Source organism: Actinoallomurus acanthiterrae, from assembly GCF_054775715.1.
Genome location: NZ_BAAHCO010000001.1, coordinates 8,331,547 through 8,353,045 on the forward strand (window position 1 = coordinate 8,331,547; position 21,499 = coordinate 8,353,045).

Genomic DNA, 21,499 nt, shown 5'->3' on the forward strand with positions numbered 1-21,499 from the left:
CGGGATGACCGTCATCATCGCACAGCGTCGCCGGATTTCCACGGAAAGTACACGAAGGCTCGCCGGATGTGCTCTGATTGCCCAACCGGATCACTCACCGTCGGTGATTGGTTCATCACGGAAACGAAGGAGACGTTTCATGGCCGTCCGCGGATCATCGGCGCGCGCCCTGGTCACCGTGGCCGTCGCGGCGCTCGGAGCGCTCACGCCGGTCACGCGTCCCGCCTGGGCGGGGCCGCCCGCACTCCTGCAGTGCCAGGGCACCGAGACCACCACGTACCGGCCCGGAGTGGTCTTTCGGCCGCGGAACATCGAGATCACGACCAGCGGGCGCTTCACCTCCTGCGTCGGCGGCGCGGGCGGCGTCACGAGCGGAGCGTACGGAGAGCGGTTCACGATCCTCGTCGGCTGCGATGACCTGCTGGACGGGTTCCACCGTTCGCGGACGTTCCGGTGGAACACCGGTGACACGAGCGTGATCGACGGCACCGGCAGCAGCACCGCGGCGGCCGGCCAGATCGTCACAACGATCACCGGGCCCATCACCGCGGGCCGCTTCCGGGGCCGGAAGGCGATCGAAGTGATCACCCTGCCGCAGCCGGGCGCACTGCGATGCCTCACCACCGGCCTGACGAACGCGACCGGAGTGACGACGCTCATCATCGCCTGAGCGCGTTCTGACCGACGACGGGCTCCGGCATCTTTCCACCTAGGACGCGTATCGAGTCGCTTTGAGCACGCGTGGCCCGGGTGTCAGCGTGGACGGAACACAGCCGATCCGTTGTCGTAGATGGCGCGCAGCCACGGCTGACGGACGGCGGGCAGGCGACGCCGTCGGGCCCCGGGCCATGACGATTGGACCGGGCGTCCCGAAAGGCAGGGCGTACACGGGTGCGAACACTCCACGGGCCTCTGCCTCGGCTGGAGTCTGCCCGTCCCTCACGTGGTCCGGCGCCATACGCGCATGCGCGAGCGGAGGTAGCGGGGCGCGCCGTCGTCGTCGAAGCCGAAGAACGCCACGGGTCCGGCCGGTGAGGTGAAGGTGATGCGGTCCTGTGGGGTGAGGGCCAGGGCAGGGAATCCCTCGGCCTGGACGCGGAGCCCGTCTTCGGTGACGGAGACGGTGAGCGGGAAGACGTGGGAGGCGTAGCGGCCGGCGTACGCGCCGAGGTCGGCGGGCTCTTCGTGCTCGCCGGGGGGCGGTCCGGCGGCGTCGAGGAGCGCGTTGACGGCGTTGATGCCCTGGTCGGAGTTGGTGAGGACGACGACGGCGGTGTCGGTCGCGGGGTCGGCGGCGATGATGCCGGACTGGCCGGGATAGCCTCCGCCGATCCGGACGCTGGACTGCGCGGCGTTGGCCCAGATCATCCAGCCGAGCCCGGCACCGCGCATGGTGGCGACTCCGCCGGGGGCCGGCGCGTGCAGGGTCCGCATCACCTGCGTGCCCGGTGTCCGCAGATGTGCCGCCACGAAGCCGGCGAGGTCGCCGGCGGTGGAGACGAGGGTGCCGCCCGCGGGCCCCAGCGCCCTTGAGCACACGGGGTTGTCGATCGGGCGGGGAAGGGCCGTGAGACCGTCGGCTCCGGCGAGGTGGCCACGGGCGATGCCGAGGTCCTTCTCGGCGTCGCGCTCGGTGGCGAAGCCGGTGTCGGTCATCCCGGCCGGGTCCAGCAGCCCCGCGCGGAGCGCCTGGTGCCAGGGCCGCCCCGACACGAGCTCGATGACGCGCCCGGCCAGGACGAAGCCGCCGTTGCAGTACGAGAACGTGGCGCCCGCGGGGAACAACGTTCCCACGCCCGCCAGGTGCTCGACGTAGCGCGCGACGCAGTCGTCATCGTCGCCGGTGTCGAGGAAGATGTCGCCGGCGTCCACGCCGGAGGAATGCGAGATCAGGTGGCGGATGAGCACGTCATCGCCCCACGGGCCGGGGACGAATCGGTTGAGGGGGTCCTCCAGGCCGATGCGCGCGTCGGCGACGTACTTCATCACGAGGCTCGCGGTGAGGAGCTTGGTGATCGATCCGGGGCGGAAGCGCGTTTCGGCGGTGACGGGTGCTCCGGACTCGGCGTCGGCCGTCCCGGCGGCACCGACGCGGAGAGCGCCGTCGAGGAGACCGGCGACCTGGACGCCCGCCACCTGAGGCAGGGCTGCCAGCCGGTCCGCCGTGGCCTGGGGGTCGGCGGCCAGCTCGGCGATGGGGTTATATGACGGGTTATTGGACGGGTTACTCATGGGGGTATAGTGTGGGGTGCTATGGGAAAAGTCAACGTGTACCTTCCGAACGACCTGGAGCGCGCGGTACGGGCGGCGGGCCTGTCGATCTCGGCGATCTGCCAGACGGCGCTGCAGCGGGAGCTGGTTCGGCTGGAGCGATTGCGCGCCACGGGAGAGGCGGCCTTCACTCCCCGGCTGGCCGCCATCATCGAGGGGCTCAAGTCGGATCTCGCGGCCCAGGGCCGGGACGTCACGGTACGTGACCTGCTGTGCGGGATCCTCAAGCACGGTGACAACCTCGGCGCCCGCGCGGTGGCGGCCATGGGCGTCGAGTTGCCGCCTCCCCGCCGCGACGAGCCACGCGGCGGCGGGGACGGCGGCCTCGCGCCCGATGCGATCGACGCGCTGGCCGCGGCCTACAAGGTGTCGCTGGAGATGCGGCACGACCATCTGGGCACCGAGCATGTCGTGATCGCCCTGGCCGCGGACGACTCCCCGTTCCAGGAGATGTTCGCCGCGCTGGGCATCACCGACCGGCTGCTGCGGCAGCAGGTCGAACGCATGATCGCCAATCCGTGGACCACTGATCACGTGAAGCCCGTGGAAGACCCCACCCAGCTCGAACGGCTGAACCTGGAGGTCCAGCGTCTGGCCGCCGAGCTCGGCCGCCTCCAGCGAGGCAGCCGCTGATCATCGCCGGCGCGACCACGCCTCCGGTCGTGACCGGAGGCGGGTCCGCGGCCCCGGCAAGGCCAGGGTTCGCCTCGATGTTGATCACTTGTGCCGGTCGGCCGATGATCGTGCCTGTGGTCAGCGATTCCGGACTGAGAGGCCGACGTGAGCGTGGGTGAGGACGAAGCAGCGAAGGACCGGGCGGGCGCTGTGCAGGGGTTCATGGCGCTGCCGGCGCGAACCGACGACGGACGGGCACCGTTCCTGCGGTGTCTCGCCGACGTCGTCCGTGTGATCGGGATCGAGGTCGCGCCCGAGCCGGATCCCGGTGACGAGCGACGCTGGGCTCAGCTGGTACGGGCGGCACTCCGGGATGCCTGCCGCCAAGGCCTGATGCTGCCCGACGCCGCCTTCGAGGTCCTGATCAAGGCGGCCGTCTACGACCCGGACCCGAGCTTCGATCGGCAGTTCGTCGAGCCGGCTCTGAACGCGTTCGGACGCCGGCGCGTCCAGTCCGCGCTCCTCGACCAGCTGCTAACGGGCACCGACGTGGAACGGGCCGGTGCCGCACGAGCGTGGTACTGGTCGGCTCTACCGCTTCGGCTCCACAACGTGCGGGCGGAGAACCCTCGCGCCGAAAGCCAGGCAGCACCCGATGACGGATCGGTCCTGGCGCGGGAGTGGAACGAGGCCGCGCTCCGGGAATTCGTGAGCAACGAGCACATGGACGTTCGGCGTTGCCTTCTCCCCGGACTGCCCCTGTGGCCGTCTGCCTACCCGCCAGAACTGCACGACCTTGTGGACGCGGCGGTGGCGATCGCCCGCTCGCACCCGGACGAGTACATCCGTCACCGCGTGGAACACCAGGTCCGCAGCTAGCCCTCAACCAGAAGGTCAACGCTCCGGGTGATGGATGATCCGGGCGGCTCCGGGCGGGAGTGCGGTGCCCGCCCGGAGCCGCCCGTCAGGCCGGTCCTACTGGGCGAGGGGTTTCACGGTCAGGTGGTAGTCCTGCCGGATCAGGCCGTCTTCATCGAGGATGAGGAAGACGCGGGCGGCCCAGGCGGCCTCGTCGCCGCCCTGCGGGATCAGCTGGATGGTGAGGGTGACGATGTCGCGATGAACGGTCACGTCATCGGCGGACGTGACGGCGTATTCGCCGCTCTCCACGAATTGCCGGTAGGCCTCGGTGATTCTGGCGTGGAGTTCCCCGTGCCCGCGGAACTGCACGCCCTCGACGAACTCCACGCCGTCGGGTGCCCAAAGGCCGGCGATGGCCCTGCGTCGCGATTCGGGGTCGGGTTCGCTCCACACGGCCACGTAGCGGCCGACGATCTGTTCGGGATCGATGGTCGAAGTCTTCGCTGCGGTCATTTCCGTCATGGCTGTTCGTCCTTTCCACCGGCCGATGTGGCCGTGGAGGCAACGTTCGCCGCTGCCACAGCGGAAGGGTCAAGTCAGAACGCGGGCGGAACTCTCCCCTCAGGGGAGGCCGCACAATGGTCCCCATGCTGAGGTACCTGTCCATCGGCGACTTCTCCCGAGCCACCCACATGACGGTGAAGACGCTGCGCCACTATCACCGCATCGGCCTGCTCGAGCCTGCCGCCGTGGACCCGCACACCGGCTACCGCCGCTACACCCCCGAACAGATCCCCACCGCCCAGGTCATCCGCCGCTTCCGGGACCTGAACATGCCGCTGGAGGAGATCCAGGCCGTGCTGACCGCCCCCGACCTGCGGACCCGCAACGAACGGATCAGCGCGCACCTGACCAGCTTGGAAGAAGAACTCGGCCGCACCCAACGCGCCGTCACCTCACTGCGCGACCTCCTGGCACCTCCCCCGGCCGACGTCCCGGCCGGCATCGAGTTGCGCAGCGTCCCGGCGACCCCCGCGGCGGCGATCAGCGAGGGCGTCGACGCCGAGGACTCCGTCTCCTGGCTCCAGGGCGCCCTCGGCGAGCTGTACGCGACCCTGACCGCGCAGAACGTGTCACCCGGTGGGCACGCCGGGGGCATCTACGCCGACGAGTTGTTCACCGACCACCGCGGGCAAGCAACGATCTTCGTGCCCTGCACCAGCGAGATCCGCGCAGTGGGCCGGGTCACCTCGCTGGTCGTGCCACCGGCCGAACTCGCGCTCATCACCCACGCAGGCCCACCAAGCGACGTCGACCGCGCCTACGGCACCCTCGCCACGTACGTGACGCGCCACGCCCTCGCCGTCGACGGCCCGATCCGCGAGTACTACCTCATCGGCCAGCGCGACACCGCCGACCCCTCCCAGTGGCGCACCGAAATCGGCTGGCCGGTCTTTCAAACAGGCTCAGGCGCCTGATACCGAACGCCCCTTCTCAACAACAGCGATCTCAACACACTGTTCAGCGTTCGACCCACTGCGCGACGACTTCCTCCATGTCAGGGTTCCCACTCTTGAGCCACCATCTCTATTAATGCAAGCGAGTCATTGGGCGACAAGGCAAGTTCACGGATATCCTCCCAGACCCGCCCGATCTCCGCGACCTGGTCAGGTTTCTCGATCACCTGACCTCTGAGAGCGGTGTCCAAGTTCGCAATTTCGGCCCCGTCCAACTTTGCGATCATGAACGGACAGCCTGCGTAGTACCTCGTGCCCGCAGGCACTACCTTTACGACGATGTTCGACCACTGCGCCAAGTCACGCACATGCATCAGCTGGTCGAACATCACCTTCTCGTCGCCGACCATGCGCCGAAGCGCATATTCGTCGATGACAAAGATGCACATCGGTGGATTCTCATCGTTGAGTATCACCTGCCGCTCGATTCTTCGACGTACGAGCTCCTCGACGTCGATCGACAAGTGCCGATTAAACCGAATAACGGCACGTGCATAGTCCGGAGTCTGGAGGAGTCCAGGGATAACCGCGAGATCGTAGTTCTGAATCATGTTCGCGTGAGCCTCGGCGGACAGCCACCTGTCGGTCCACACGGTGGGAATCTCGCGAGTCACCCACTTGTCGAAGTATCGAGCGAGGTAGCCGTTGGTACCGAGGGCTTCATCGCAGCGTTTGACGTCGTCCAGGTGCGGCGTACGGCGGCCGTTCATCCACTGGCTCACGGTGGAGGGCGCGACGTGCAGTGTTTCGGCGAACTGCTTGCCGGTCAGGCCGGCCGCTTCGCAGGCATAGGCCAGCTCCCTACCCCACGCGTCGAGCGCCGTCTCTCGTTTCGGTGCCATTGGGGGTTCACATCCTCATGTGAATGGCTCTCGGGGCTTCACGCAGGAGCGACGGGGGCTTAGTCCTTCACAGCCTAATCCCTTGCCGCCACGCTGTGTAGTACCGATCTCACGTTAGGAGATTAACCAATGCGGCCGCACACGAGCGAAGAGATGAGCGCATTCGCGAAGTGGCTTACACAGGCCTGCCAGGAGGCGGGGATGCGCGCGGAGCAGTACGGGGCAAAGGTCCGGATTATCGCAAGCTCCCACTTTCTCACCGAAGAGGTCGAATGCCGCCCCGACAGCGACGGAGACCTCCGATGGTGGTGGTCCTGGGGCAAGCCGATCGCCGCCGGAAACGACTCCGCGCGCATCCTCACTCCGGACGAGGTGGACGATCTCGTGGACGCCATCGCCCGCGTCGTCGCGGTCCCGATCAGGCGGCGGCCATGACGGAGCCCCAGGGGGTGACCGACCCGATCGCCCGGGCGACCCTGGAGTCGGTCCGGGCGTTCAACGCCGCCATCGACCGGCTCGGGCTGCCCGCCATGACGGCGGCGTGCGAGCTCACCCAGCTCGACCGCCTTATCCGTAGGTATCCGGAAGCAGCGCGGAAGAGCCTCCAGCTCCACGACCGCGAGAAGCGTCCCCGGCTCGAAGCCCCGAGACGCATCGGAACGACGCGAAGACCTTAGTCGTCGAAGTCCGCATGTCCCGACGGACCGCAATCTCATTGTTGGCCGCTGCCGTTCTCTTCGGCGCGGGCTGTTCACCGGCGGGCCCCGGTGATCCGGTGCTGCCGGATCAGGCCGCAGCCTGCGCGACACGGTCGCCGAAACCCACCCCGCGTCCCAGCCCCAGTGTGACGAAGCTGGCGTGGCGGGCCGAGGAGACCTCGGACGGCGCCGTTCGGATGACGGTCGGCGATGTCGCTGCGGCGCCACGGACCCCTGGGGCTCGGCGAAGAGCGGACTTCCGCCACCCGTGGAATCCGAACGACTGCGACGACGTACGGATCGTGCGGGTCAAGGGCTGGTGGTGCACCACGACCGTGGACAAGATCGTGGAGTCGGGAGAGATCGTGGTCGGCGGCGGCACGCCACGCGCCCGCATTCATGGTGCGGGCTTTTCGACCCGATGCTCCGGCCGCCCGCACCGGATGCGCCAGCGGTACCAGGTCCAGCGGGACAGCTGGAACGGCATGCGTCCCTACACCCATTTGCAGGAGACGCACTGGACTGCGGATCAGAACCAGACGGGTCAGCCGATCTCCGTGGGGTGCCCACGCGGGAGGGTCGGAACGTATACCTATCGCCTGGCGGTCGCGACCGAAATCGATGATGACCATCTTCCCGCCGGGGGCACAGCCGACGACTCATCGGTCGGAGACTCTCCCGCGACCAGCCCGGTCATCCGCACCAGTTGCGGTACCGGCGTCAGCTGACCCCCGGACGGACCGGCATCCGGAGGAAGATCACGCTACGGCTTCGACACTGATGCCTTCCGATAGCAGGGCCAGGAGTTGTTCCGTATGGCCGGGCAGTTCCGCTGCTGCGAGGCCCGTGATGAGGTCCCTCAGCGGCAGACACTGATCGGCCAGCACTCTGCCGTTGGAGAGGAGCCGGGTGGGGACCAGCGTGTCGAGTTCGGCGTCGCTGAGCATCGGTCCGCCGAGGACGCAGAGGGCGTCCGCCTGGATGCGGATGCGGTCCCGAAGTCCCGCGTTGCCGCCGGTGAGCGTGATGACGCGTTCGATGGTCCAGGCGTCGAGTGCCGTGCGGTTGTCGTACGTCGTGTTCGCTCCCGAGGCGATCGAGGAGACGGCGGCGAGGGTGGCGGCGTTGATGAGGGTGACGTGCGCCAGGATCTGGTCGGCGTTCCATTCGCGCCGGCGGGACGGGGCTCGTACCGGAGTCGGCCACGGTGGCGGCGGCGTCCAGCAGCGCGCGGTAGGCGTCCCGGAGCGGGGCGGTGTCCATCATGTCTTCTCTCCCGCCGTCTCAGGCGTGCGCACTGGACATCTCCCATGGTGCCTGCGGGAGGACGTCGCCGGTCTCGAGCAGCGACTTGAGGTTCGCCAGCACCGCCGGCCAGCCCTGCGAGATACCACCGAGCATCTCCAGGTTGGGGAGCTTCTCGTGGGTCACGGTGAGGCGGACGATGTCCTGGTGCGGTTCGACGAGGAAGGTGACGACCGACGGCTCTCGCTCGGCGTCGAGGCTGTCCTCGAAGGTGATGACCAGGCGCGTCGGGGGCTCGCTTTCGAGCACTCGGCCCACGACGTCGACGGCGCCTGACCCGTCGACGCGCCGGTGCTCCCAGGACGAGCCCGGCTGCCAGTCCGAGACGTTGGCGTGTCCCCAGTAGCGCGCCGTCAGGTCCGCGTCCGTCAGCGCCTTCCACACCTGCTCCGCGCTCGCGCGGATGTAGGTGACGTAGACGTAGGTCGGCACGGTGGTGGGTGCGTCGGTCATGGCGTACTCCTCTGCTTGGTTCTTGATGGCGCTGATCACCTGCAGGCGCGGCTTGTCGAACTCCGAGATCCAGCGCTCCTCGATCTCGTGGATCGGCGCCGGGTTGAGGTAGTGGAGCCGCTCCCGTCCGCGCCGTACGACGGTCACGAGGTTGGCGCGCTCGAGGATGTCGAGATGCTGTGTCGCCGACTGGCGCGCCATGTTCAGCCGCTCGCACAGCTCGCGCAACGTCTGGCCGTTCTGCTCGCGCAGACGGTCGAGCAGGAGTCGTCGGGTGGGATCGGCCAGCGCTTTGAAGACCGAGTCCATCGCTTCGAGGCTCACGAGACCATTATGCAGGTATTTACCTGCATAATGTCAATGCCGAGCATCTTCGGCCTGGTCAGGCCGGTGATCACCGGAACCACCCGACGAGATCGCCGAGGTCAGGAGCGGGCCTCGGCGAGGCGACGGAGCGGGCCCTCGGCCGGGTTACGCCGGTACGCGAGCGGAGACCTCGTCGAGTGCCTTCAGCTCGTCCTCGCCGAGCTCCACCTCGACCGACGCCACCAGGGCCGGGAGCTGGCCGACGGTACGGGCGCTGGCGATGGGAGCGACCACGTTGGGACGCTGGCGCAGCCAGGCGAGGGCGATGGTGGCGGGCTCGGCGCCTCGGGCCGTGGCGATCTCCCGCAGGGCCGCCACGACGGCGAGTCCCGCGTCGGAGAAGTAGGAGTCGGCCATCTGCTCGCGCGAGGCGCCCTTGAGGTCGGCCCTGGTCCGGTACTTGCCGTGCCTCCCTACAACCGAGCCGAGACCACGCGCCGGATCTTCGAGGCCGCGGTGAAGGAGTTCTCCGCGGAGGGGGTCTCAGGTGCCCGGGTGGACCGGATCGCGCAGCTGGCGGACAGCAACAAGGCGCTCATCTACAGCTACTTCGGCAACAAGGAGCAGTTGTTCGCCGCCGTCCTGCAGAGCCGGCTCACCGACCTTGCGGAGGCGGTCGCGCTGGATCCCGAGCGCGTGGGCGACTACATCGGCGAGCTGTTCGACTTCATGACGTCCAACCCGGACGTGCTGCGGCTGGTCCAGCACGAGGCCTGCCATTTCACGGTCGGCGACGTGCCGCACCGTGGGCCTCGCCAGGCGCACTACGAGGAGAAGGTCGCAGCCGTCCGTGCCGCACAGGAGGCCGGCACGGTGGATCCCGGCCTGGACGCGCGTTTCGTGGTGATGAGTCTCATCAGCCTGGTGAGCTGGTTCGTGGCGGCCCCGCAGATCACCGACATGGTGGTCGGAGACCCAGGGGACGCCGATCTGCGTCGCCGCTACCGCGGCCACCTCGTGGACATGGCACACCGAATGCTCGCCCCCCGCTGACCCGCCGTACGGGGGTCGCCGATGTCAGGTGCGGGTCTCGGCGAGCCGCCGCGAACGGGCGGAGCGCGTACGGTCCCCAGCGAAGGCGATCACGGCCCCCGCGAGGCACAGGATCGCGGTCCACGCCAGGGTGGCGGTCCAGTCGGCGGGCGGGACGTGGCCTTTAATGAGGGTGGTGACGGCGGCCGGGACGCCCATGAACGTCGCCCCGTAGATCAGCGCGGAGGCCAGGATCACCGGTGGCGCCGAGGTCGTCAGCGCCAGCGCCGCTCCCCCGCCCAGGGCGGCGAGCAGGGTGGCCAGGGCGCGGGCGCCGGGCCACTGGGCGGTCGGGCGGCTCCACAGCGCGGGCGCCGCGATGACGGCCAGGCCCAGCGCCGTCCAGGTGAGCACGATCTGCGTGAGCGACGCGTGCCGGTCGGCCAGGTAGGCCGACAGGAACGTGATGTACGTGATGTATCCGGCGGCGAACAGCAGATAGGCCAGGCCGGGGGCCCACAGGGCGCCGAGGCGGGCCCGGCCGGTCGTCGCGGCCCGCGCGTCGTCGTCCGCGCCCGTCGCGGTCCAGCTCACCACCGTCGCCAACGCCGCGGCGACCGCCAGGCCGCCCCAGGCCAGGCGCCAGTGCTCGCCCAACGCCGGGATGGTCGCGCCGCTGAGCACGATGCCGAGACCGGCGCCGGCGAAGTACACGGTGATGGGAGTGCCGGAGTCGGCCTGGGCGGCGATGCGCGAGGCGATCACCCCGCCGGTGATGAACACGACCGCCCCCGTCGCACCGGCCGCGGTCCGCGCGGCCAGCAGCGCCCCGTAGTCGGCGCTCACGGCGGTGGCGGCCAGCGACACGGCCGTGAGGGCCATGCCGGCGCGGAAGAGGGCGGCGGTACCCCAGCGGCGGACGAGGACGGCGGTCACCAGCGCGCCGAGCAGGTAGCCGAGTCCGTTGGCGGTGCCCATCGCTCCCGCCTGGCCCAGGCTCCAGCGCAGATCCTCGCGCATGGCCGGCAGCAGCAGCCCGTAGGCGAAGCGCGCCAGTCCCAGCGCCGAGGCGGTGCCCAGAGCCAGCCGCGCGGCCCGCCACACCGCCGACCGCGCCGTGGGCGTCCTCGGTCCAGCGCGTAGATCCGGCATGACAGCCCCTAGATCGAACCGGTCGGTACGACCCTGGACGATAACACCTGATCGAACCGAGCGGTACCATCCATGTCATGCCGGTCCCCAAAGGCTCGACGATCGACCCGGCGCGCACCCGCGCCGCCATCCTGGAAGCCGCCACCCCGATCCTGTACGAGCGCGGCCTCGACGGCATCGGCGTCGCCGAGTTGTGCACCCGCCTCGGCGTCTCCAAGGAGACGCTCTACCGGCACTTCGGCACCAAGGACGGGCTCGTACGGGCCATGCTGGAGGCGCGCAGCGAGCGGGTGACCCGGTGGCTGGCCGAGAGCGCCGCGGCCGCCGGGCAGGACCCCGCCGACCAGCTCGCCGCGGTGTTCGACGCCCTGCAGCAGTGGTACGACGACCCGGTCTTCCGCGGCTGCGCGATGCTGAACGCGGCCGCCCAGCACCACGTCGAGGCCGTGCGCGCCCTCACCGCGCGCCACCTGGACCGCCACCTCGAGCTCCTGACCGGCATCGCCGGGCGCGCCGGGGCCGCCGACCCGCACACCCTGGGACGGCAGTTGCTCATGCTCGTCGAGGGAGCGACCGTCGTCGCCGCGTATCACCAGGCGGCCGACGCGGGCGAGCACGGCCGCGAGGCCGCGCTCGCCCTCCTGTCCGCCGCCACCCGAACCGACCCGCAGGACTGACCCGCCGGGCCGGCGCGGGAGTGCCGGAGCGACTACGCGCCGACGTCGACGATCCGCGTCACGAGGACTGGCCGATGTTGACCATCCACGGGACCCCGAACTGGTCGACGCACATGCCGAACTCGTCGCCCCAGGCCTGCTTCTCCAGGGGCATCGTGACCGTCCCGCCCGCGGACAGCTTCTCCCAGTAGCCGCGCAACCGGTCGGCGTCGTCGCCGCTGAGACTCAGCGAGACTCCCGCCATGGGCTGGAACTCCATCTCGCTGGGGACGTCGGCGCCCATGATCGTGTAACCGGCGTCGGTCTCCAGCATCGCGTGCATGATCCGGTCGGCGTCGGGTGAGTCCGCGGCGCCGAACTCGGCGAAGGTGTTGGACATGAGGTTGCCGCCGAACACGCCGGCGTAGAACTCCATCGCCTGGCGGGCGTTGCCGTTGAAGCTGAGATACGGGTTCAGCCGAGAGGCCATGATTCCTCCTGAGACTGCGGGCTCTGGAGCCCGGTCGGCCGAGGCGGCGTAGGTGCGCGCCGCCCGGACACGCGCCCGCCCCGGGGGACTCAGGTGACGATGGCCCAGACCTGCACGTCGCGGTGTTCGCCGTCGAGCTGGAAGGCCTTGCGGTGAGTGCCCTCGTGGGTGAAGCCGAGGCGCCGGGCAGCGGCGATGCTCGCCTCGTTACGAGGGTCGCACAACCACTCGACGCGGACCATCCCCCGTACGTCGATCGCCCAGTCGATGAGCAGACGGCAGGCACGGTTGATCAGACCCTTGCCGCGCGCCTCCGGGGAGAGCCAGACGCCGAGCTCGCAGACGCCCTGGGCGGCGTTGAAGGTGCGGAAGATGACGCCGCCCTCCAGGACGCCCGAGACGTACAGGCCGAAGATGCGAGCGCGGTCGACGGCCTGACGGTCGGCGTAACCCTGCAGGTAGGCACGGGCCGACTGCTCGTCGACGACGGTGTACGCCCACGGGATCCACGGCTTGAGCGCGGCCCGTACCCGGTCGGCGTATACAGCGAACTCGGCGGCCTGCCACGGCTCCAAGGGACGCAGTTCGGCGTCGTATCCCAGCGATGTGCTCAGCATCCCGTCATCCCACCGGAATCGCGCGTACGAGGACAAGCGAGCCGTTCAGGTACGGCTGACGGCGCAGGGCACCGTGGCGTTCGTCCCAGGCTCCGGAACGGAGGTCGGTCCGGAGCCGCTCCACGTACTGCTCGCACGTCTGCGAATCGACGAAGCTCCACGCCGAGCACGCCTGCCGCGCCCCGGGATCGAGCAGGCGCTCCGGTCGCGCGTAGTACGCCTCGTTGAAACCGTCGGTGCAGTCGGCGGGGATGGGCACCGGCCGCACCGACACCTCACCGCCGAGCGCGTCGGCGATGTCGCCGATCGCCGGATAGCGCCGCGCCTCGGTGTCCAGGACGAGCGGCGCGTATTCGTACAGCCAGAAGTCGCGCACCAGGTCCGGGTCGCAGGTCAGGACGACGACGGGCCCGCGCGCGACGCGCCGCATCCCGCGCAGGCCGGCCTTCAGGTCGCTCCACTGGTGGACGCTGAACGTGGTCATCGCGGCGTCGAAGGCGTCGTCGGCGAACGGCAGGTCCTCGGCCGTGGCGTCGACGGCGGGCGGCAGGTGGGCGGGACGCTGGGACCGCATGGACGCCGACGGCTCCACCGCCGTGACATCCGGCGCCACGGACTCGTACGCGCCGGCGCCCGCACCGACGTTCACCAGGGACCGCACGTCGCCCAGGGCGCCGGCGATGAACCGCGCGATGCGGTCGTCCGGCCGGCGGTAGTCGGTGTAGCCGCCGCCGATGCTGCCGTAGTCCGCGTCCCCCGCGCTGCCGTCCGCGCTGCGCTCGCCCCTCGATGCGTGATCCATGATCGGCAACCTAGACCTTGCCCTCGTGGGCAACGTCAAGCGCCCCCGGCGGGATCGGCGTGCAGCCAGCGCAGCACCTGCTGAGCGTGCTGGTCGGGCGGGAAGATCGGGTAGAAGGCGTGCTCGATCCGTCCGTCGCGGATAACGAGTGTCAGGCGCTTGTAGAGCCGGGACCCGCCGGCGTGGAAGGTGGGCAGGTCGAGCGCGTCGGCGAGCCGGAAGCCGGTGTCGGACAGCATGGCGAAGGGCAGGTTGAGCCGGCCGACGACTTCGCGCTGGTAGTCGGTGTCCTGGCTGGACAGCCCGAACACGCTGCTCACGCCGGCCGCCCTCAGTTCGCCGTGGTGGTCGCGGAAGCCGCACGCCTCCGGCGTGCAACCGCGGGCCCCGGGGATGGCGTCCCAACCCTCGGGCAGATCGGTGTCCGGCCTGCCCGTGAGGGGGTAGCAGTAGAGGATCGACCGGCCCGTCCGTCCGAGTTCCGCGAGGTCGATCACGTCGCCGGCCGTGCTCGGCAGCCGCAGGGAGGGGACGGCGAGACCCGGCAGATGATCCGCCGCGCCGTCGTCCTGGGGCACCGGCAGGTCCGCCGGAATCCTGGTCCAGTCGTGCATGACAATCCTTTCGTCGGAGGGATCGCTCACCGTGCTGCCGCGGTAGGCGGCCTGTCGCAGGTGGTGGACGAGGAGGTCCCGCCGCGCGGTGAGCGCCTCGATCCGCGTGTTGAGATCCGCGATGGCCTCGCGGTAACCGGCCAGCGCGGCCGGGCAGTCGTCGGCGTGCTCCCGGCCGGATGCCAGACATTCCAGGAACGGCCGGGTCTGTTCGACCCGGAGCCCGAGTTCGCTCAGCGCGCGTACCTCACGGACCAGCCGGACATCGTGCTCGGAGTAGTCCCGGTAGCCGTTGGGCAACCGCCCCGGCGTGATCAACCCCAGCGATTCGTAGTACCGGACCGTCTTGGTGGTCACTCCGGCGCACCGGGCGAGCTCTCCGATCCTCACCCCGGCCTGCCTGCGAAGACGCTCATGTCCTCCATGAGGACGAAACTAGACCTTGCCCTCGTGGGCAGGGTCAAGCCACCGTCGCGCGCCAGAGCGTGGGAATTTGGGTAGCGTCGCGTCCGTGCGGCTTCATGTGGGATGCGCGATGTGGACGCATGCGCCATGGCAGGGGCGGTTCCTGCCCCAGCGGCTGCCTCCCCAGGAGCGGCTGAAGGCGTACGCGTCCTGGTGCAACGCGGTCGAGGGGAACACCACGTTCTACGCCATTCCGGCGAGAGGCACGGTCGAGACCTGGGCGGACCAGACCGACCCGGATTTCCGCTTCGTCCTGAAGCTGCCCAGGTCGATCACGCACGAACGCCGCCTCGGCGACGTCGGCTCGGAGCTGCGGTCGTTCCTGGACGCGATCGAACCGCTCGGGCCGCGCGCCCACGCCCTGTGGATCCAACTGCCGCCGGCGTTCGCACCGGCGGACGTCGGAGTGCTGGCGGGCTTCCTGCGCCGGCTCCCTTCTTCGCACCGGTACGCCGTCGAGGTCCGCCACCGTGCGTTCTTCGAGAACGAGAGCGCCGCGCGGCTCCTCGAGAAGGCGCTCGCCGGCGTCGGCGCGGAGTGGATCCCCTTCGACACGACGCCCCTCTTCCAGACCCCGCCGACGAGTGACATGGAACGGGACGCGTGGACGAAGAAACCGCGCGTGCCGCGACGCACGGTCGCCCTCACCGACCGTCCCATCGTCCGGTACCTCGGCCGGGACTCCACCGACCGTACGGTCGAGGGCTGGCGGGGATGGGTCGGCCAGGTCGCCCAGTGGCTGCGCGAAGGCCGTACGCCGACCGTGTTCATCCACACGCCCGACAACGCCGACGCGCTCTCGCTCGCCCGCCGCTTCCACGAGGACGTACGGGCGCGGTTGCCCGAGGTCGAGCCGCTGCCCGAGCCGATGCGGGCGCCGTCCGAGCCGCCGACCCTATTCTGACCGGCGGCCACCGCACTTTCGAATGGCTGAGGCCCCGCTGAGATCGGAAGATGACGCGTCCCGGCAACCCCGATCGGCCGAATTGACGAGGCATACTCAGTGAGTATGGACGTGCTCTTCGATTCCCCGGTCGTACGGGTGCGGCAGCCTGGGAAAATTCTGCCTACCCAGGCGAAATACGAGATCTACGACGACAGGCGCCAGCACCTGGCGTCCGCCGCCGAGACGGACAGGCGCACGCGTCTGCAAATACTCAAGGCGGCACTGCCCACCGCGCCGCCGGCGGGCGCCCGGATCCTCATGGTCACGGCGGCCGACGAAGAGCCGCTCCTGCTCCTGACCCGGCATCCGGACGGGCGGCTCAGCGAGGTGCATCAGCCGGACGGCGGCCTGGTCGGCCGGATCCTCGCGACCCGGACCACCCGCCATTACAGCCTCACCGACGACCAGGAGCAGGTCCTGGCGGAGGTCGTCGGGGAGTTGTCGCTCAAGCATTTCAACGTCACCGGGCCCTCGGGCGCGCGCGTCGCCCATCTGAGCAAGACCTGGGCGGGGCCCAAGGAATGGCTCACGCCGGCCGACAACTACAAGGTGACGTTCACCGGCCCCGCACCCGAGCCGGCCCGCACACTGATCGTCCTGACGGCGATCGTGCTCGACCTGGCACTGTACGAATAGGGTCCCGTTCCGCGCTTTCGGCGGCCTCGCCCATGAAATGATTCCGATTTGCAGGTAACGGAGGGCCCGCAACCCATATAATGGCGGATCAGTGATCTTGGGCCGCAATTCAACAGATGTGGCAACTTACCGCAAATGGCCGCGTTTGCGGCGGTACGGGCCTACGGTGTTGATCGATGTCCGCGACCACTGCGCCAGGAGATTCTCCATGACCGACGGCACTCCCCCGTCGCGGCCGGCTGCGAAGATCGACACATCCCGGCCGCATTCCGCCCGGATCTGGAACTACTGGCTCGGCGGCAAGGACAACTACCCGGTGGACCGCCAGGTCGGCGACGAGATCGAACTGCTCCACCCCGGCATCATCACGTACGCGCTGGCCGACCGGGCGTTCCTCGGCCGCGCCGTGCGGTACCTCGCGGAAGAGGCGGGGACCCGCCAGTTCCTCGACATCGGCACCGGCCTGCCCACCGTCGACAACACCCACGAGGTCGCCCAGCGGGTCGCGCCGGAGGCCCGGATCGTGTACGCCGACAACGACCCTCTCGTGCTCGTCCACGCCCAGGCCCTACTCACGAGCAGCCCCGAGGGCAGCACCGACTACATCGACGCCGACCTGCACGACCCGGACGCGATCGTGACCGCCGCCGCCAAGACGCTGGACTTCGACCGGCCGATCGCGATCATGCTGCTGGGCATCGTCAACTTCATCGCCGATCTCGACGAGGCGTACGCGATCGTACGGCGGCTCATGGACTCCGTACCGGCGGGCAGCCACCTGGCCATCTCCCACACCACGTACGGCCCGGCGATGGACGCCGCCGTGGAGTACTGGAACCGGTTCGGCACGCCCAAGCTGACCCAGCGCACGCCCGAGCAGATCGCGGGGTTCTTCGACGGGATGGACCTGCTGGAGCCGGGTGTCGTGTCCTGCTCGCGATGGCGGCCCGAGGCGGAGCCGTGGGGCGAGCCCGAGGAAGTGAATCTCTTCTGCGGACTCGCCCGCAAGCGCGCGTGACACCCGCCCGCACCGTGATGCCGGCGACCTCCAGCACGCAGCCGGCCGCGAAGACACCGAGGAGCCAGGCCCGTACGCGCGGGCGCAGCGTCAGCGCTTCGACGAAGAGCGCGGTTATTGATCGTCTTCCTCTGGCCACCGACCTTGGATGTAGAGGCAGATCAGCGCGGCGTGGGAGAGCGGGGTTGCGGGATCGTTGATGTCGCCGTTGGTGGTGTAGTCGAGGAGGAGGACATCGTGTCCGTCGGCGAGCTGCCGGAGCCGTTCCACGAGATCGCTGGTCTTGTTCTCCAGCACCCAGCGGTAGCTGGGGAGATAGATGCGGCGACGCGCGGTCTGGTAGCTCAGCAGCCGGTCTCCCCGCAGGCCGTCGCGGTGGCCACGTACGGATCCGTGCTTGCGTACGGTGCGTTTTAGTCCGGTCATGGTGGTGATGTTGAGCTTGGCGGCGTCGACGTCGGCGGTCTCAAAGACCTTGAGAGCCTGCCAGATTCCTTCGACGGACTGGCTGTTGACGCCCGGGGTCCGCGGGACGGGGATACCACCGTGTGGGTAGAACGGGCTCAGCCTCACCCATGGCTCATCCGCCTTGGAGGTCACGTCGATGACCTGGGCACCAGGGAAGGCCTTGGCGAGCGAGGCCGCCGAACGACGGCGGCCGGCAACGTGAATGGACAGGACGAGACCCCAATTTCGCAGCAAATGGACGGGGTCAGCTTGGCCGATGGGGGTGACATTTTCCGTGACCTGGCCGGGCCGACGTAGCGTAACGACGCTTGGAAGTGGTCAGCTGCCCGTGGCCTTGGCGGGGCCGGCCCAGATGCCGCGGACGTGGCGCAGGTGGTGGCGCATCAGCGTCTCGGCGCCCTCGACGTCGCCGTGGGCGACCACGTCGAGCAGGTCGAGGTGTTCGCGTGCCGAGGGCAGCAGCTCGCCGCGCTCGGCCAGATTCGGCACGCCGTACAGCCGGGAGCGGTGGCGCAACTCCCGCACGACCTCGACGAGCTGCGCGTTGCCGGCCAGGGCGAGCAGCTCCAGGTGGAAGGTCTGGTCGGCCTCGATGTAGGCGAGGATGTCGCGGCGTTCGGCGGCCTCGACGATGGCCTCGGCGAGCGGCCGCAGCTTCTCGACTCCGGCGGGGGACGCGGCGACCCGGCCCACGGTCGGCACCTCGACCAGCGCGCGGATCTCGGTGATGTCGTCGAGGTCGCGGTCGGACAGCTCGGTGACCCGGAAGCCCTTGTTCCGGACCACGGTGACCAGGCCCTCCTTGACCAGGTCGAGCATGGCCTCGCGGACCGGGGTGGGTGAGACTCCGAACCGCTCGGCCAGCGCCGGCGCGGAGTACACGACGCCCGGCCGCATCTCCCCGGCCACGAGCGAGGCACGCAACGCCTGCGCGATCTGCTCGCGGACGTTCTGCCTCGCCCCTAGCTGCGGCAGGTTCAGCTCACTCATGCCGCGTCCTTCCTATGACGGCCCCGGCGACGAGACGATCCTCCCAGGTCCGTAGCAGTGCGGATGCACGGCCTCCGGCGTCCGCACCGCTACGTACGCCTCTACGCACGGCACCCGCTCACCGCCGCGGGGTCGCGGCCGGGCTCGGGCGAGCCGGCCGCGACCCCGCGGCGCGTGGGGAGGGACTCACGTGACGCCGCCGAGGTAGGCCTCGACCACGCGGGAGTCGGCGGCCAGGTCGGCCGCCGGGCCGTCGAGGACGCAGCGGCCGTTCTCGATCACGTAGCCGCGATGGGCGATCTTCAGCGCGGCCTTGGCGTTCTGCTCGACGAGCAGCACCGACGTGCCGGCCTCGTTGATGTCGCGGATGACGTCCATCACCGCCGCGACGATCAACGGTGCCAGCCCCATCGACGGCTCGTCGAGCATGAGCAGCCGGGGCCCGGCGACCAGCGCGCGGCCGATGGCCAGCATCTGCTGCTCGCCGCCGGACAGGGTGCCGCCGTGCTGGTCGCGGCGTTCGGCCAGCTTGGGCAGCAGGGCGTACGCCCGGTCGACGCGGCGGGCCAGCTCCTTGGCGTCGCGCACGAGGTAGCCGCCGAGCAGCAGGTTCTCGTGCACGGTCAGGGTGCTGAAGATCCGGCGGCCCTCCGGGACGTGCACCAGACCCCGGCCGACGATCTTGGGCGGGGACTCGCGGGTGATGTCCGCGCCCTCGTACGCGATCCGCCCGGCACCGGGCCGGACGAGACCGGACACGGCCGACAGCGTCGTCGTCTTGCCCGCGCCGTTGTTGCCGAGCAGCGCGACGATCTCGCCCTCGCCCACGGTGAGCGACATCCCGCGCAGGGCCTGGACCCCGCCGTAGCTCACCTCCAGGTCACTCACCTCGAGCACCGCCGACCTCCTCTCTCGCCGCTTCGACCTCGGCCTCGTCGGCGTCCCGCCCGAGGTACGCCTCGATCACCGCCGGATCGCCCCGGACCTCCGCGGGCGGCCCGTCGGCGATCTCCCTGCCGAAGTTGAGCACGACGACCCGGTCGGAGACCTCCATGACCAGGCCCATGTCGTGCTCGATCAGCGCGATCGCGATGCCGAGGTCGCGGATCCGCCGGATCAGGTCGAGCAGTTCGGCCTTCTCGCCGTGGTTCAGGCCGGCCGCGGGCTCGTCGAGCAGCAGGAGCTTCGGGCGCCGGGCCAGCGCGCGGGCGATCTCGACCCGGCGCTGCTCGCCGTACGGCAGGTTCCGGACCAGGCCGGTGCGGTCGCCCCGCAGTGCTTCACCCCCGTGGCTACGCCCCGCCGCCCCCCAGCCGACGAAGTCGAGCCACTTGTTCGCCTCGTCGGTGCCCTCGCGCTCGCTGCGGCGGTACCGGGGGGTGTGCAGCAGCGCGTCCACGACCCGCTGCCGCAGCCACAGGTGCGTGCCCGGCCCGTACGTTGTCCAGCACGGACATCTCGCCGAACACGCGCAGATTCTGGAACGTCCGCGAGACGCCCCGCGAGGCGATCAGCGAGGGCCGCCGCCCGGTCACGTCCGCGCCGTCGATCCGGATCCGGCCCGCCGTGGGCTTGTAGAACCCGGTGACGCAGTTGAACGCCGACGTCTTGCCCGCGCCGTTCGGGCCGATCACCGAGACGATCTCGCCCGCGCCGACGCCGAACGACAGCCCATCCACGGCCAGCACGCCGCCGAACGACAGCCGCAGGTCCTCGACTTCCAGCATCACCGCTCCCTCGATCGATGGGGCCACAGACCCTGCGGCCGGGCGATCATGACGATGATCAGCAGGACGCCGAAGGCGAAGAACCGGTAGTCGGCCAGGCCGCGCAGCACCTCCGGCAGGAGGCTGATCACGATCGCGCCGAGCACCACGCCGGGCGTCGAGCCCATGCCGCCGAGCACGACCGCCATCAGTACGAGCGCCGACTGCAGGAACGTGAAGCTCGCCGGGGAGATCGCCGACAGCTGCGCGGCGAACAGCACCCCGGCCAGGCCGCCCCAGACCGCACCCGCGATGTAGGCGGCGAGCTTCACCTTGTAGGTGTTGATGCCCATCGCCTCGGCGGCGTCCTCGTCCTCGCGGACGAACCGCCAGGCCCGGCCGATGCGAGACCGGCCGAGCCGGGCCGCGAGCAGCACCGCCACGGCGACGATGACCAGCACGGCGTAGTAGAAGACCACCGGGTCGGACGACGCGTCGCCGAACAGGCCGGGGATGCCGTAGATGCCGGACGGTCCGCCGGTGATGCTCAGGTTGTTGGCGGTGATCCGGATGATCTCCCCGAACCCGAGCGTCACGATCGCCAGGTAGTCGCTGCGCAGCCGCAGCGTCGGCCCGCCGATGATGACGCCCGCGAGCACCGTCACGACGATCACCGCCGGGACGGTCGCCAGCAGCGGCAGCTTCAGCTCGGTGGACAGCACGCCGCTGGTGTAGGCGCCGACCGCGAAGAACGCGGCGTACCCGAGGTCGAGCAGGCCGCAGTAACCGACCACGATGTTCAGCCCGACCGCGAGCATGACGAACACGACCGCGCTGGTCATCACGTCCATCGCGTACGGCGTGGCGATGATGAACGGCGCGAGCAGCCCGATCGCCAGGCCTGCCCAGCCGAGGTGGCGGCTCTCCAGGAACCGCGTGACGAACGTCGGACCCCGGCCCTTGACCGGCTTGACCGGCGGATCCTGCACAGTGGCGCCGCCGCCCGCGCTCACACCCGCTCCGCTATCCGAGCTCACGC

At 69.8% G+C, this 21,499-nt stretch carries 29 protein-coding genes and 1 pseudogene; 12 read left to right on the forward strand and 18 right to left on the reverse strand.

What is annotated here, in order from left to right; genetic code table 11:
* Positions 1-139 precede the first annotated feature (139 nt).
* A complete protein-coding gene (locus ACYVF7_RS39230) occupies positions 140-670 on the forward strand; it encodes a hypothetical protein (protein WP_460350757.1) in 531 nt (176 codons plus the stop codon).
* A gap of 269 nt (positions 671-939) precedes the next feature.
* On the opposite strand, the gene ACYVF7_RS39235 is transcribed toward ACYVF7_RS39230, so the two are convergent.
* A complete protein-coding gene (locus ACYVF7_RS39235; RefSeq protein WP_460350759.1) occupies positions 940-2,232 on the reverse strand; it encodes a serine hydrolase domain-containing protein in 1,293 nt (430 codons plus the stop codon).
* 21 nt (positions 2,233-2,253) lie between these two features.
* Between ACYVF7_RS39235 and ACYVF7_RS39240 the strand changes: the two genes are divergently transcribed.
* Positions 2,254-2,904 (forward strand): Clp protease N-terminal domain-containing protein, encoded by a 651-nt coding sequence (locus tag ACYVF7_RS39240; protein ID WP_460350761.1) that lies wholly within the window; start codon positions 2,254-2,256, stop codon positions 2,902-2,904.
* 147 nt (positions 2,905-3,051) lie between these two features.
* A complete protein-coding gene (locus ACYVF7_RS39245) occupies positions 3,052-3,765 on the forward strand; it encodes a hypothetical protein (protein ID WP_460350763.1) in 714 nt (237 codons plus the stop codon).
* A 96-nt stretch (positions 3,766-3,861) separates the two neighbouring features.
* On the opposite strand, the gene ACYVF7_RS39250 is transcribed toward ACYVF7_RS39245, so the two are convergent.
* The gene (locus tag ACYVF7_RS39250; protein WP_460350765.1) at positions 3,862-4,269 is read right to left on the reverse strand and encodes a Cif family virulence factor; all 408 of its coding nucleotides are present in this window, start codon (positions 4,267-4,269) and stop codon (positions 3,862-3,864) included.
* A gap of 125 nt (positions 4,270-4,394) precedes the next feature.
* Between ACYVF7_RS39250 and ACYVF7_RS39255 the strand changes: the two genes are divergently transcribed.
* Positions 4,395-5,225 (forward strand): MerR family transcriptional regulator, encoded by an 831-nt coding sequence (locus ACYVF7_RS39255; RefSeq protein WP_460350767.1) that lies wholly within the window; start codon positions 4,395-4,397, stop codon positions 5,223-5,225.
* Here ACYVF7_RS39255 and ACYVF7_RS39260 read toward each other — a convergent pair.
* Positions 5,214-5,318 carry a DUF397 domain-containing protein gene (locus tag ACYVF7_RS39260; RefSeq protein WP_460350769.1) on the reverse strand — a complete coding sequence of 35 codons (105 nt, stop codon included), beginning with the start codon at positions 5,316-5,318 and terminating at the stop codon, positions 5,214-5,216. The two genes, ACYVF7_RS39255 and ACYVF7_RS39260, sit on opposite strands and share 12 nt — an antisense overlap.
* Positions 5,306-6,106: a helix-turn-helix domain-containing protein gene (locus tag ACYVF7_RS39265; RefSeq protein ID WP_460350771.1), complete on the reverse strand. Its 801-nt coding sequence runs from the start codon at positions 6,104-6,106 to the stop codon at positions 5,306-5,308. Before ACYVF7_RS39265 ends, ACYVF7_RS39260 begins: the two co-directional genes overlap by 13 nt.
* A 153-nt stretch (positions 6,107-6,259) precedes the next feature.
* Here ACYVF7_RS39265 and ACYVF7_RS39270 point away from each other — a divergent pair, with 153 nt between their 5' ends.
* The 3 genes from ACYVF7_RS39270 to ACYVF7_RS39280 all read left to right on the forward strand — a co-directional run bounded on the left by ACYVF7_RS39270 (position 6,260) and on the right by ACYVF7_RS39280 (position 7,532).
* The gene (locus ACYVF7_RS39270; protein ID WP_460350773.1) at positions 6,260-6,541 is read left to right on the forward strand and encodes a hypothetical protein; all 282 of its coding nucleotides are present in this window, start codon (positions 6,260-6,262) and stop codon (positions 6,539-6,541) included.
* Entirely contained in the window at positions 6,538-6,783 is a 246-nt protein-coding gene (locus ACYVF7_RS39275) for a hypothetical protein (protein WP_460350775.1), read from the forward strand. The genes ACYVF7_RS39270 and ACYVF7_RS39275 overlap by 4 nt, the downstream gene beginning before the upstream one ends.
* A 356-nt stretch (positions 6,784-7,139) precedes the next feature.
* The gene (locus ACYVF7_RS39280) at positions 7,140-7,532 is read left to right on the forward strand and encodes a hypothetical protein (RefSeq protein WP_460350777.1); all 393 of its coding nucleotides are present in this window, start codon (positions 7,140-7,142) and stop codon (positions 7,530-7,532) included.
* Positions 7,533-7,562: 30 nt separating this feature from the next.
* Here the strand turns inward: ACYVF7_RS39280 and ACYVF7_RS39285 are convergent, their stop codons facing one another.
* The 3 genes and pseudogenes from ACYVF7_RS39285 to ACYVF7_RS39295 all read right to left on the reverse strand — a co-directional run.
* The gene (locus ACYVF7_RS39285; RefSeq protein ID WP_460350779.1) at positions 7,563-7,751 is read right to left on the reverse strand and encodes a hypothetical protein; all 189 of its coding nucleotides are present in this window, start codon (positions 7,749-7,751) and stop codon (positions 7,563-7,565) included.
* 337 nt (positions 7,752-8,088) lie between these two features.
* Positions 8,089-8,886 (reverse strand): ArsR/SmtB family transcription factor, encoded by a 798-nt coding sequence (locus ACYVF7_RS39290; protein WP_460350781.1) that lies wholly within the window; start codon positions 8,884-8,886, stop codon positions 8,089-8,091.
* Positions 8,887-9,033: 147 nt separating this feature from the next.
* Positions 9,034-9,318, reverse strand: a pseudogene (locus tag ACYVF7_RS39295) (aldo/keto reductase); the annotation flags it as partial.
* A 15-nt stretch (positions 9,319-9,333) separates the two neighbouring features.
* Between ACYVF7_RS39295 and ACYVF7_RS39300 the strand changes: the two are divergent.
* Complete coding sequence (locus tag ACYVF7_RS39300) at positions 9,334-9,921, forward strand: TetR family transcriptional regulator (RefSeq protein ID WP_460350783.1); 588 nt, start codon at positions 9,334-9,336, stop codon at positions 9,919-9,921.
* A gap of 24 nt (positions 9,922-9,945) precedes the next feature.
* Here the strand turns inward: ACYVF7_RS39300 and ACYVF7_RS39305 are convergent, their stop codons facing one another.
* Positions 9,946-11,052: a YbfB/YjiJ family MFS transporter gene (locus ACYVF7_RS39305; RefSeq protein ID WP_460350785.1), complete on the reverse strand. Its 1,107-nt coding sequence runs from the start codon at positions 11,050-11,052 to the stop codon at positions 9,946-9,948.
* A 77-nt stretch (positions 11,053-11,129) separates the two neighbouring features.
* Here ACYVF7_RS39305 and ACYVF7_RS39310 point away from each other — a divergent pair, with 77 nt between their 5' ends.
* A complete protein-coding gene (locus ACYVF7_RS39310) occupies positions 11,130-11,729 on the forward strand; it encodes a TetR/AcrR family transcriptional regulator (RefSeq protein ID WP_460350787.1) in 600 nt (199 codons plus the stop codon).
* Between the two features lie 58 nt (positions 11,730-11,787).
* Here the strand turns inward: ACYVF7_RS39310 and ACYVF7_RS39315 are convergent, their stop codons facing one another.
* The 4 genes from ACYVF7_RS39315 to ACYVF7_RS39330 all read right to left on the reverse strand — a co-directional run bounded on the left by ACYVF7_RS39315 (position 11,788) and on the right by ACYVF7_RS39330 (position 14,621).
* The gene (locus ACYVF7_RS39315) at positions 11,788-12,198 is read right to left on the reverse strand and encodes a VOC family protein (protein WP_460350789.1); all 411 of its coding nucleotides are present in this window, start codon (positions 12,196-12,198) and stop codon (positions 11,788-11,790) included.
* A gap of 89 nt (positions 12,199-12,287) precedes the next feature.
* On the reverse strand, positions 12,288-12,815 hold the full coding sequence (locus tag ACYVF7_RS39320) for a GNAT family N-acetyltransferase (RefSeq protein WP_460350791.1): 528 nt from the start codon (positions 12,813-12,815) through the stop codon (positions 12,288-12,290).
* A 4-nt stretch (positions 12,816-12,819) separates the two neighbouring features.
* Complete coding sequence (locus tag ACYVF7_RS39325) at positions 12,820-13,617, reverse strand: class I SAM-dependent methyltransferase (RefSeq protein ID WP_460350793.1); 798 nt, start codon at positions 13,615-13,617, stop codon at positions 12,820-12,822.
* A 35-nt stretch (positions 13,618-13,652) separates the two neighbouring features.
* Positions 13,653-14,621 (reverse strand): MerR family transcriptional regulator, encoded by a 969-nt coding sequence (locus tag ACYVF7_RS39330; protein WP_460350795.1) that lies wholly within the window; start codon positions 14,619-14,621, stop codon positions 13,653-13,655.
* Between the two features lie 121 nt (positions 14,622-14,742).
* Here ACYVF7_RS39330 and ACYVF7_RS39335 point away from each other — a divergent pair, with 121 nt between their 5' ends.
* The 3 genes from ACYVF7_RS39335 to ACYVF7_RS39345 all read left to right on the forward strand — a co-directional run bounded on the left by ACYVF7_RS39335 (position 14,743) and on the right by ACYVF7_RS39345 (position 17,296).
* Positions 14,743-15,600 (forward strand): DUF72 domain-containing protein, encoded by an 858-nt coding sequence (locus ACYVF7_RS39335; protein WP_460350797.1) that lies wholly within the window; start codon positions 14,743-14,745, stop codon positions 15,598-15,600.
* Positions 15,601-15,705: 105 nt separating this feature from the next.
* The gene (locus ACYVF7_RS39340; RefSeq protein WP_460350799.1) at positions 15,706-16,278 is read left to right on the forward strand and encodes a phospholipid scramblase-related protein; all 573 of its coding nucleotides are present in this window, start codon (positions 15,706-15,708) and stop codon (positions 16,276-16,278) included.
* Between the two features lie 208 nt (positions 16,279-16,486).
* On the forward strand, positions 16,487-17,296 hold the full coding sequence (locus ACYVF7_RS39345; RefSeq protein WP_460350801.1) for an SAM-dependent methyltransferase: 810 nt from the start codon (positions 16,487-16,489) through the stop codon (positions 17,294-17,296).
* Between the two features lie 114 nt (positions 17,297-17,410).
* Here ACYVF7_RS39345 and ACYVF7_RS39350 read toward each other — a convergent pair whose 3' ends face one another.
* The 6 genes from ACYVF7_RS39350 to ACYVF7_RS39375 all read right to left on the reverse strand — a co-directional run bounded on the left by ACYVF7_RS39350 (position 17,411) and on the right by ACYVF7_RS39375 (position 21,497).
* Positions 17,411-17,998 carry a DUF6939 family protein gene (locus tag ACYVF7_RS39350; protein WP_460350803.1) on the reverse strand — a complete coding sequence of 196 codons (588 nt, stop codon included), beginning with the start codon at positions 17,996-17,998 and terminating at the stop codon, positions 17,411-17,413.
* Positions 17,999-18,082: 84 nt separating this feature from the next.
* Entirely contained in the window at positions 18,083-18,754 is a 672-nt protein-coding gene (locus ACYVF7_RS39355; protein ID WP_460350805.1) for a GntR family transcriptional regulator, read from the reverse strand.
* 186 nt (positions 18,755-18,940) lie between these two features.
* Positions 18,941-19,651 (reverse strand): ABC transporter ATP-binding protein, encoded by a 711-nt coding sequence (locus ACYVF7_RS39360; RefSeq protein ID WP_460350807.1) that lies wholly within the window; start codon positions 19,649-19,651, stop codon positions 18,941-18,943.
* Positions 19,635-20,153 carry an ABC transporter ATP-binding protein gene (locus ACYVF7_RS39365; RefSeq protein WP_460350809.1) on the reverse strand — a complete coding sequence of 173 codons (519 nt, stop codon included), beginning with the start codon at positions 20,151-20,153 and terminating at the stop codon, positions 19,635-19,637. The genes ACYVF7_RS39360 and ACYVF7_RS39365 overlap by 17 nt, the downstream gene beginning before the upstream one ends.
* Positions 20,047-20,481 carry an ATP-binding cassette domain-containing protein gene (locus ACYVF7_RS39370; RefSeq protein WP_460350811.1) on the reverse strand — a complete coding sequence of 145 codons (435 nt, stop codon included), beginning with the start codon at positions 20,479-20,481 and terminating at the stop codon, positions 20,047-20,049. The genes ACYVF7_RS39365 and ACYVF7_RS39370 overlap by 107 nt, the downstream gene beginning before the upstream one ends.
* On the reverse strand, positions 20,481-21,497 hold the full coding sequence (locus ACYVF7_RS39375; RefSeq protein WP_460350813.1) for a branched-chain amino acid ABC transporter permease: 1,017 nt from the start codon (positions 21,495-21,497) through the stop codon (positions 20,481-20,483). Before ACYVF7_RS39375 ends, ACYVF7_RS39370 begins: the two co-directional genes overlap by 1 nt.
* Positions 21,498-21,499 lie beyond the last annotated feature (2 nt).

Excerpts from the sequence above, each read along its gene's own strand:
- ACYVF7_RS39230 (WP_460350757.1), top strand. The coding sequence starts at position 140 with ATGGCCGTCCGCGGATCATCGGCGCGCGCCCTGGTCACCGTGGCCGTC.
- ACYVF7_RS39235 (WP_460350759.1), bottom strand. The coding sequence starts at position 2,232 with ATGAGTAACCCGTCCAATAACCCGTCATATAACCCCATCGCCGAGCTG.
- ACYVF7_RS39240 (WP_460350761.1), top strand. The coding sequence starts at position 2,254 with ATGGGAAAAGTCAACGTGTACCTTCCGAACGACCTGGAGCGCGCGGTA.
- ACYVF7_RS39250 (WP_460350765.1), bottom strand. The coding sequence starts at position 4,269 with ATGACGGAAATGACCGCAGCGAAGACTTCGACCATCGATCCCGAACAG.
- ACYVF7_RS39255 (WP_460350767.1), top strand. The coding sequence starts at position 4,395 with ATGCTGAGGTACCTGTCCATCGGCGACTTCTCCCGAGCCACCCACATG.
- ACYVF7_RS39265 (WP_460350771.1), bottom strand. The coding sequence starts at position 6,106 with ATGGCACCGAAACGAGAGACGGCGCTCGACGCGTGGGGTAGGGAGCTG.
- ACYVF7_RS39270 (WP_460350773.1), top strand. The coding sequence starts at position 6,260 with ATGAGCGCATTCGCGAAGTGGCTTACACAGGCCTGCCAGGAGGCGGGG.
- ACYVF7_RS39275 (WP_460350775.1), top strand. The coding sequence starts at position 6,538 with ATGACGGAGCCCCAGGGGGTGACCGACCCGATCGCCCGGGCGACCCTG.
- ACYVF7_RS39285 (WP_460350779.1), bottom strand. The coding sequence starts at position 7,751 with ATGCTCAGCGACGCCGAACTCGACACGCTGGTCCCCACCCGGCTCCTC.
- ACYVF7_RS39305 (WP_460350785.1), bottom strand. The coding sequence starts at position 11,052 with ATGCCGGATCTACGCGCTGGACCGAGGACGCCCACGGCGCGGTCGGCG.
- ACYVF7_RS39310 (WP_460350787.1), top strand. The coding sequence starts at position 11,130 with ATGCCGGTCCCCAAAGGCTCGACGATCGACCCGGCGCGCACCCGCGCC.
- ACYVF7_RS39315 (WP_460350789.1), bottom strand. The coding sequence starts at position 12,198 with ATGGCCTCTCGGCTGAACCCGTATCTCAGCTTCAACGGCAACGCCCGC.
- ACYVF7_RS39320 (WP_460350791.1), bottom strand. The coding sequence starts at position 12,815 with ATGCTGAGCACATCGCTGGGATACGACGCCGAACTGCGTCCCTTGGAG.
- ACYVF7_RS39325 (WP_460350793.1), bottom strand. The coding sequence starts at position 13,617 with ATGGATCACGCATCGAGGGGCGAGCGCAGCGCGGACGGCAGCGCGGGG.
- ACYVF7_RS39340 (WP_460350799.1), top strand. The coding sequence starts at position 15,706 with ATGGACGTGCTCTTCGATTCCCCGGTCGTACGGGTGCGGCAGCCTGGG.
- ACYVF7_RS39345 (WP_460350801.1), top strand. The coding sequence starts at position 16,487 with ATGACCGACGGCACTCCCCCGTCGCGGCCGGCTGCGAAGATCGACACA.
- ACYVF7_RS39355 (WP_460350805.1), bottom strand. The coding sequence starts at position 18,754 with ATGAGTGAGCTGAACCTGCCGCAGCTAGGGGCGAGGCAGAACGTCCGC.
- ACYVF7_RS39370 (WP_460350811.1), bottom strand. The coding sequence starts at position 20,481 with ATGCTGGAAGTCGAGGACCTGCGGCTGTCGTTCGGCGGCGTGCTGGCC.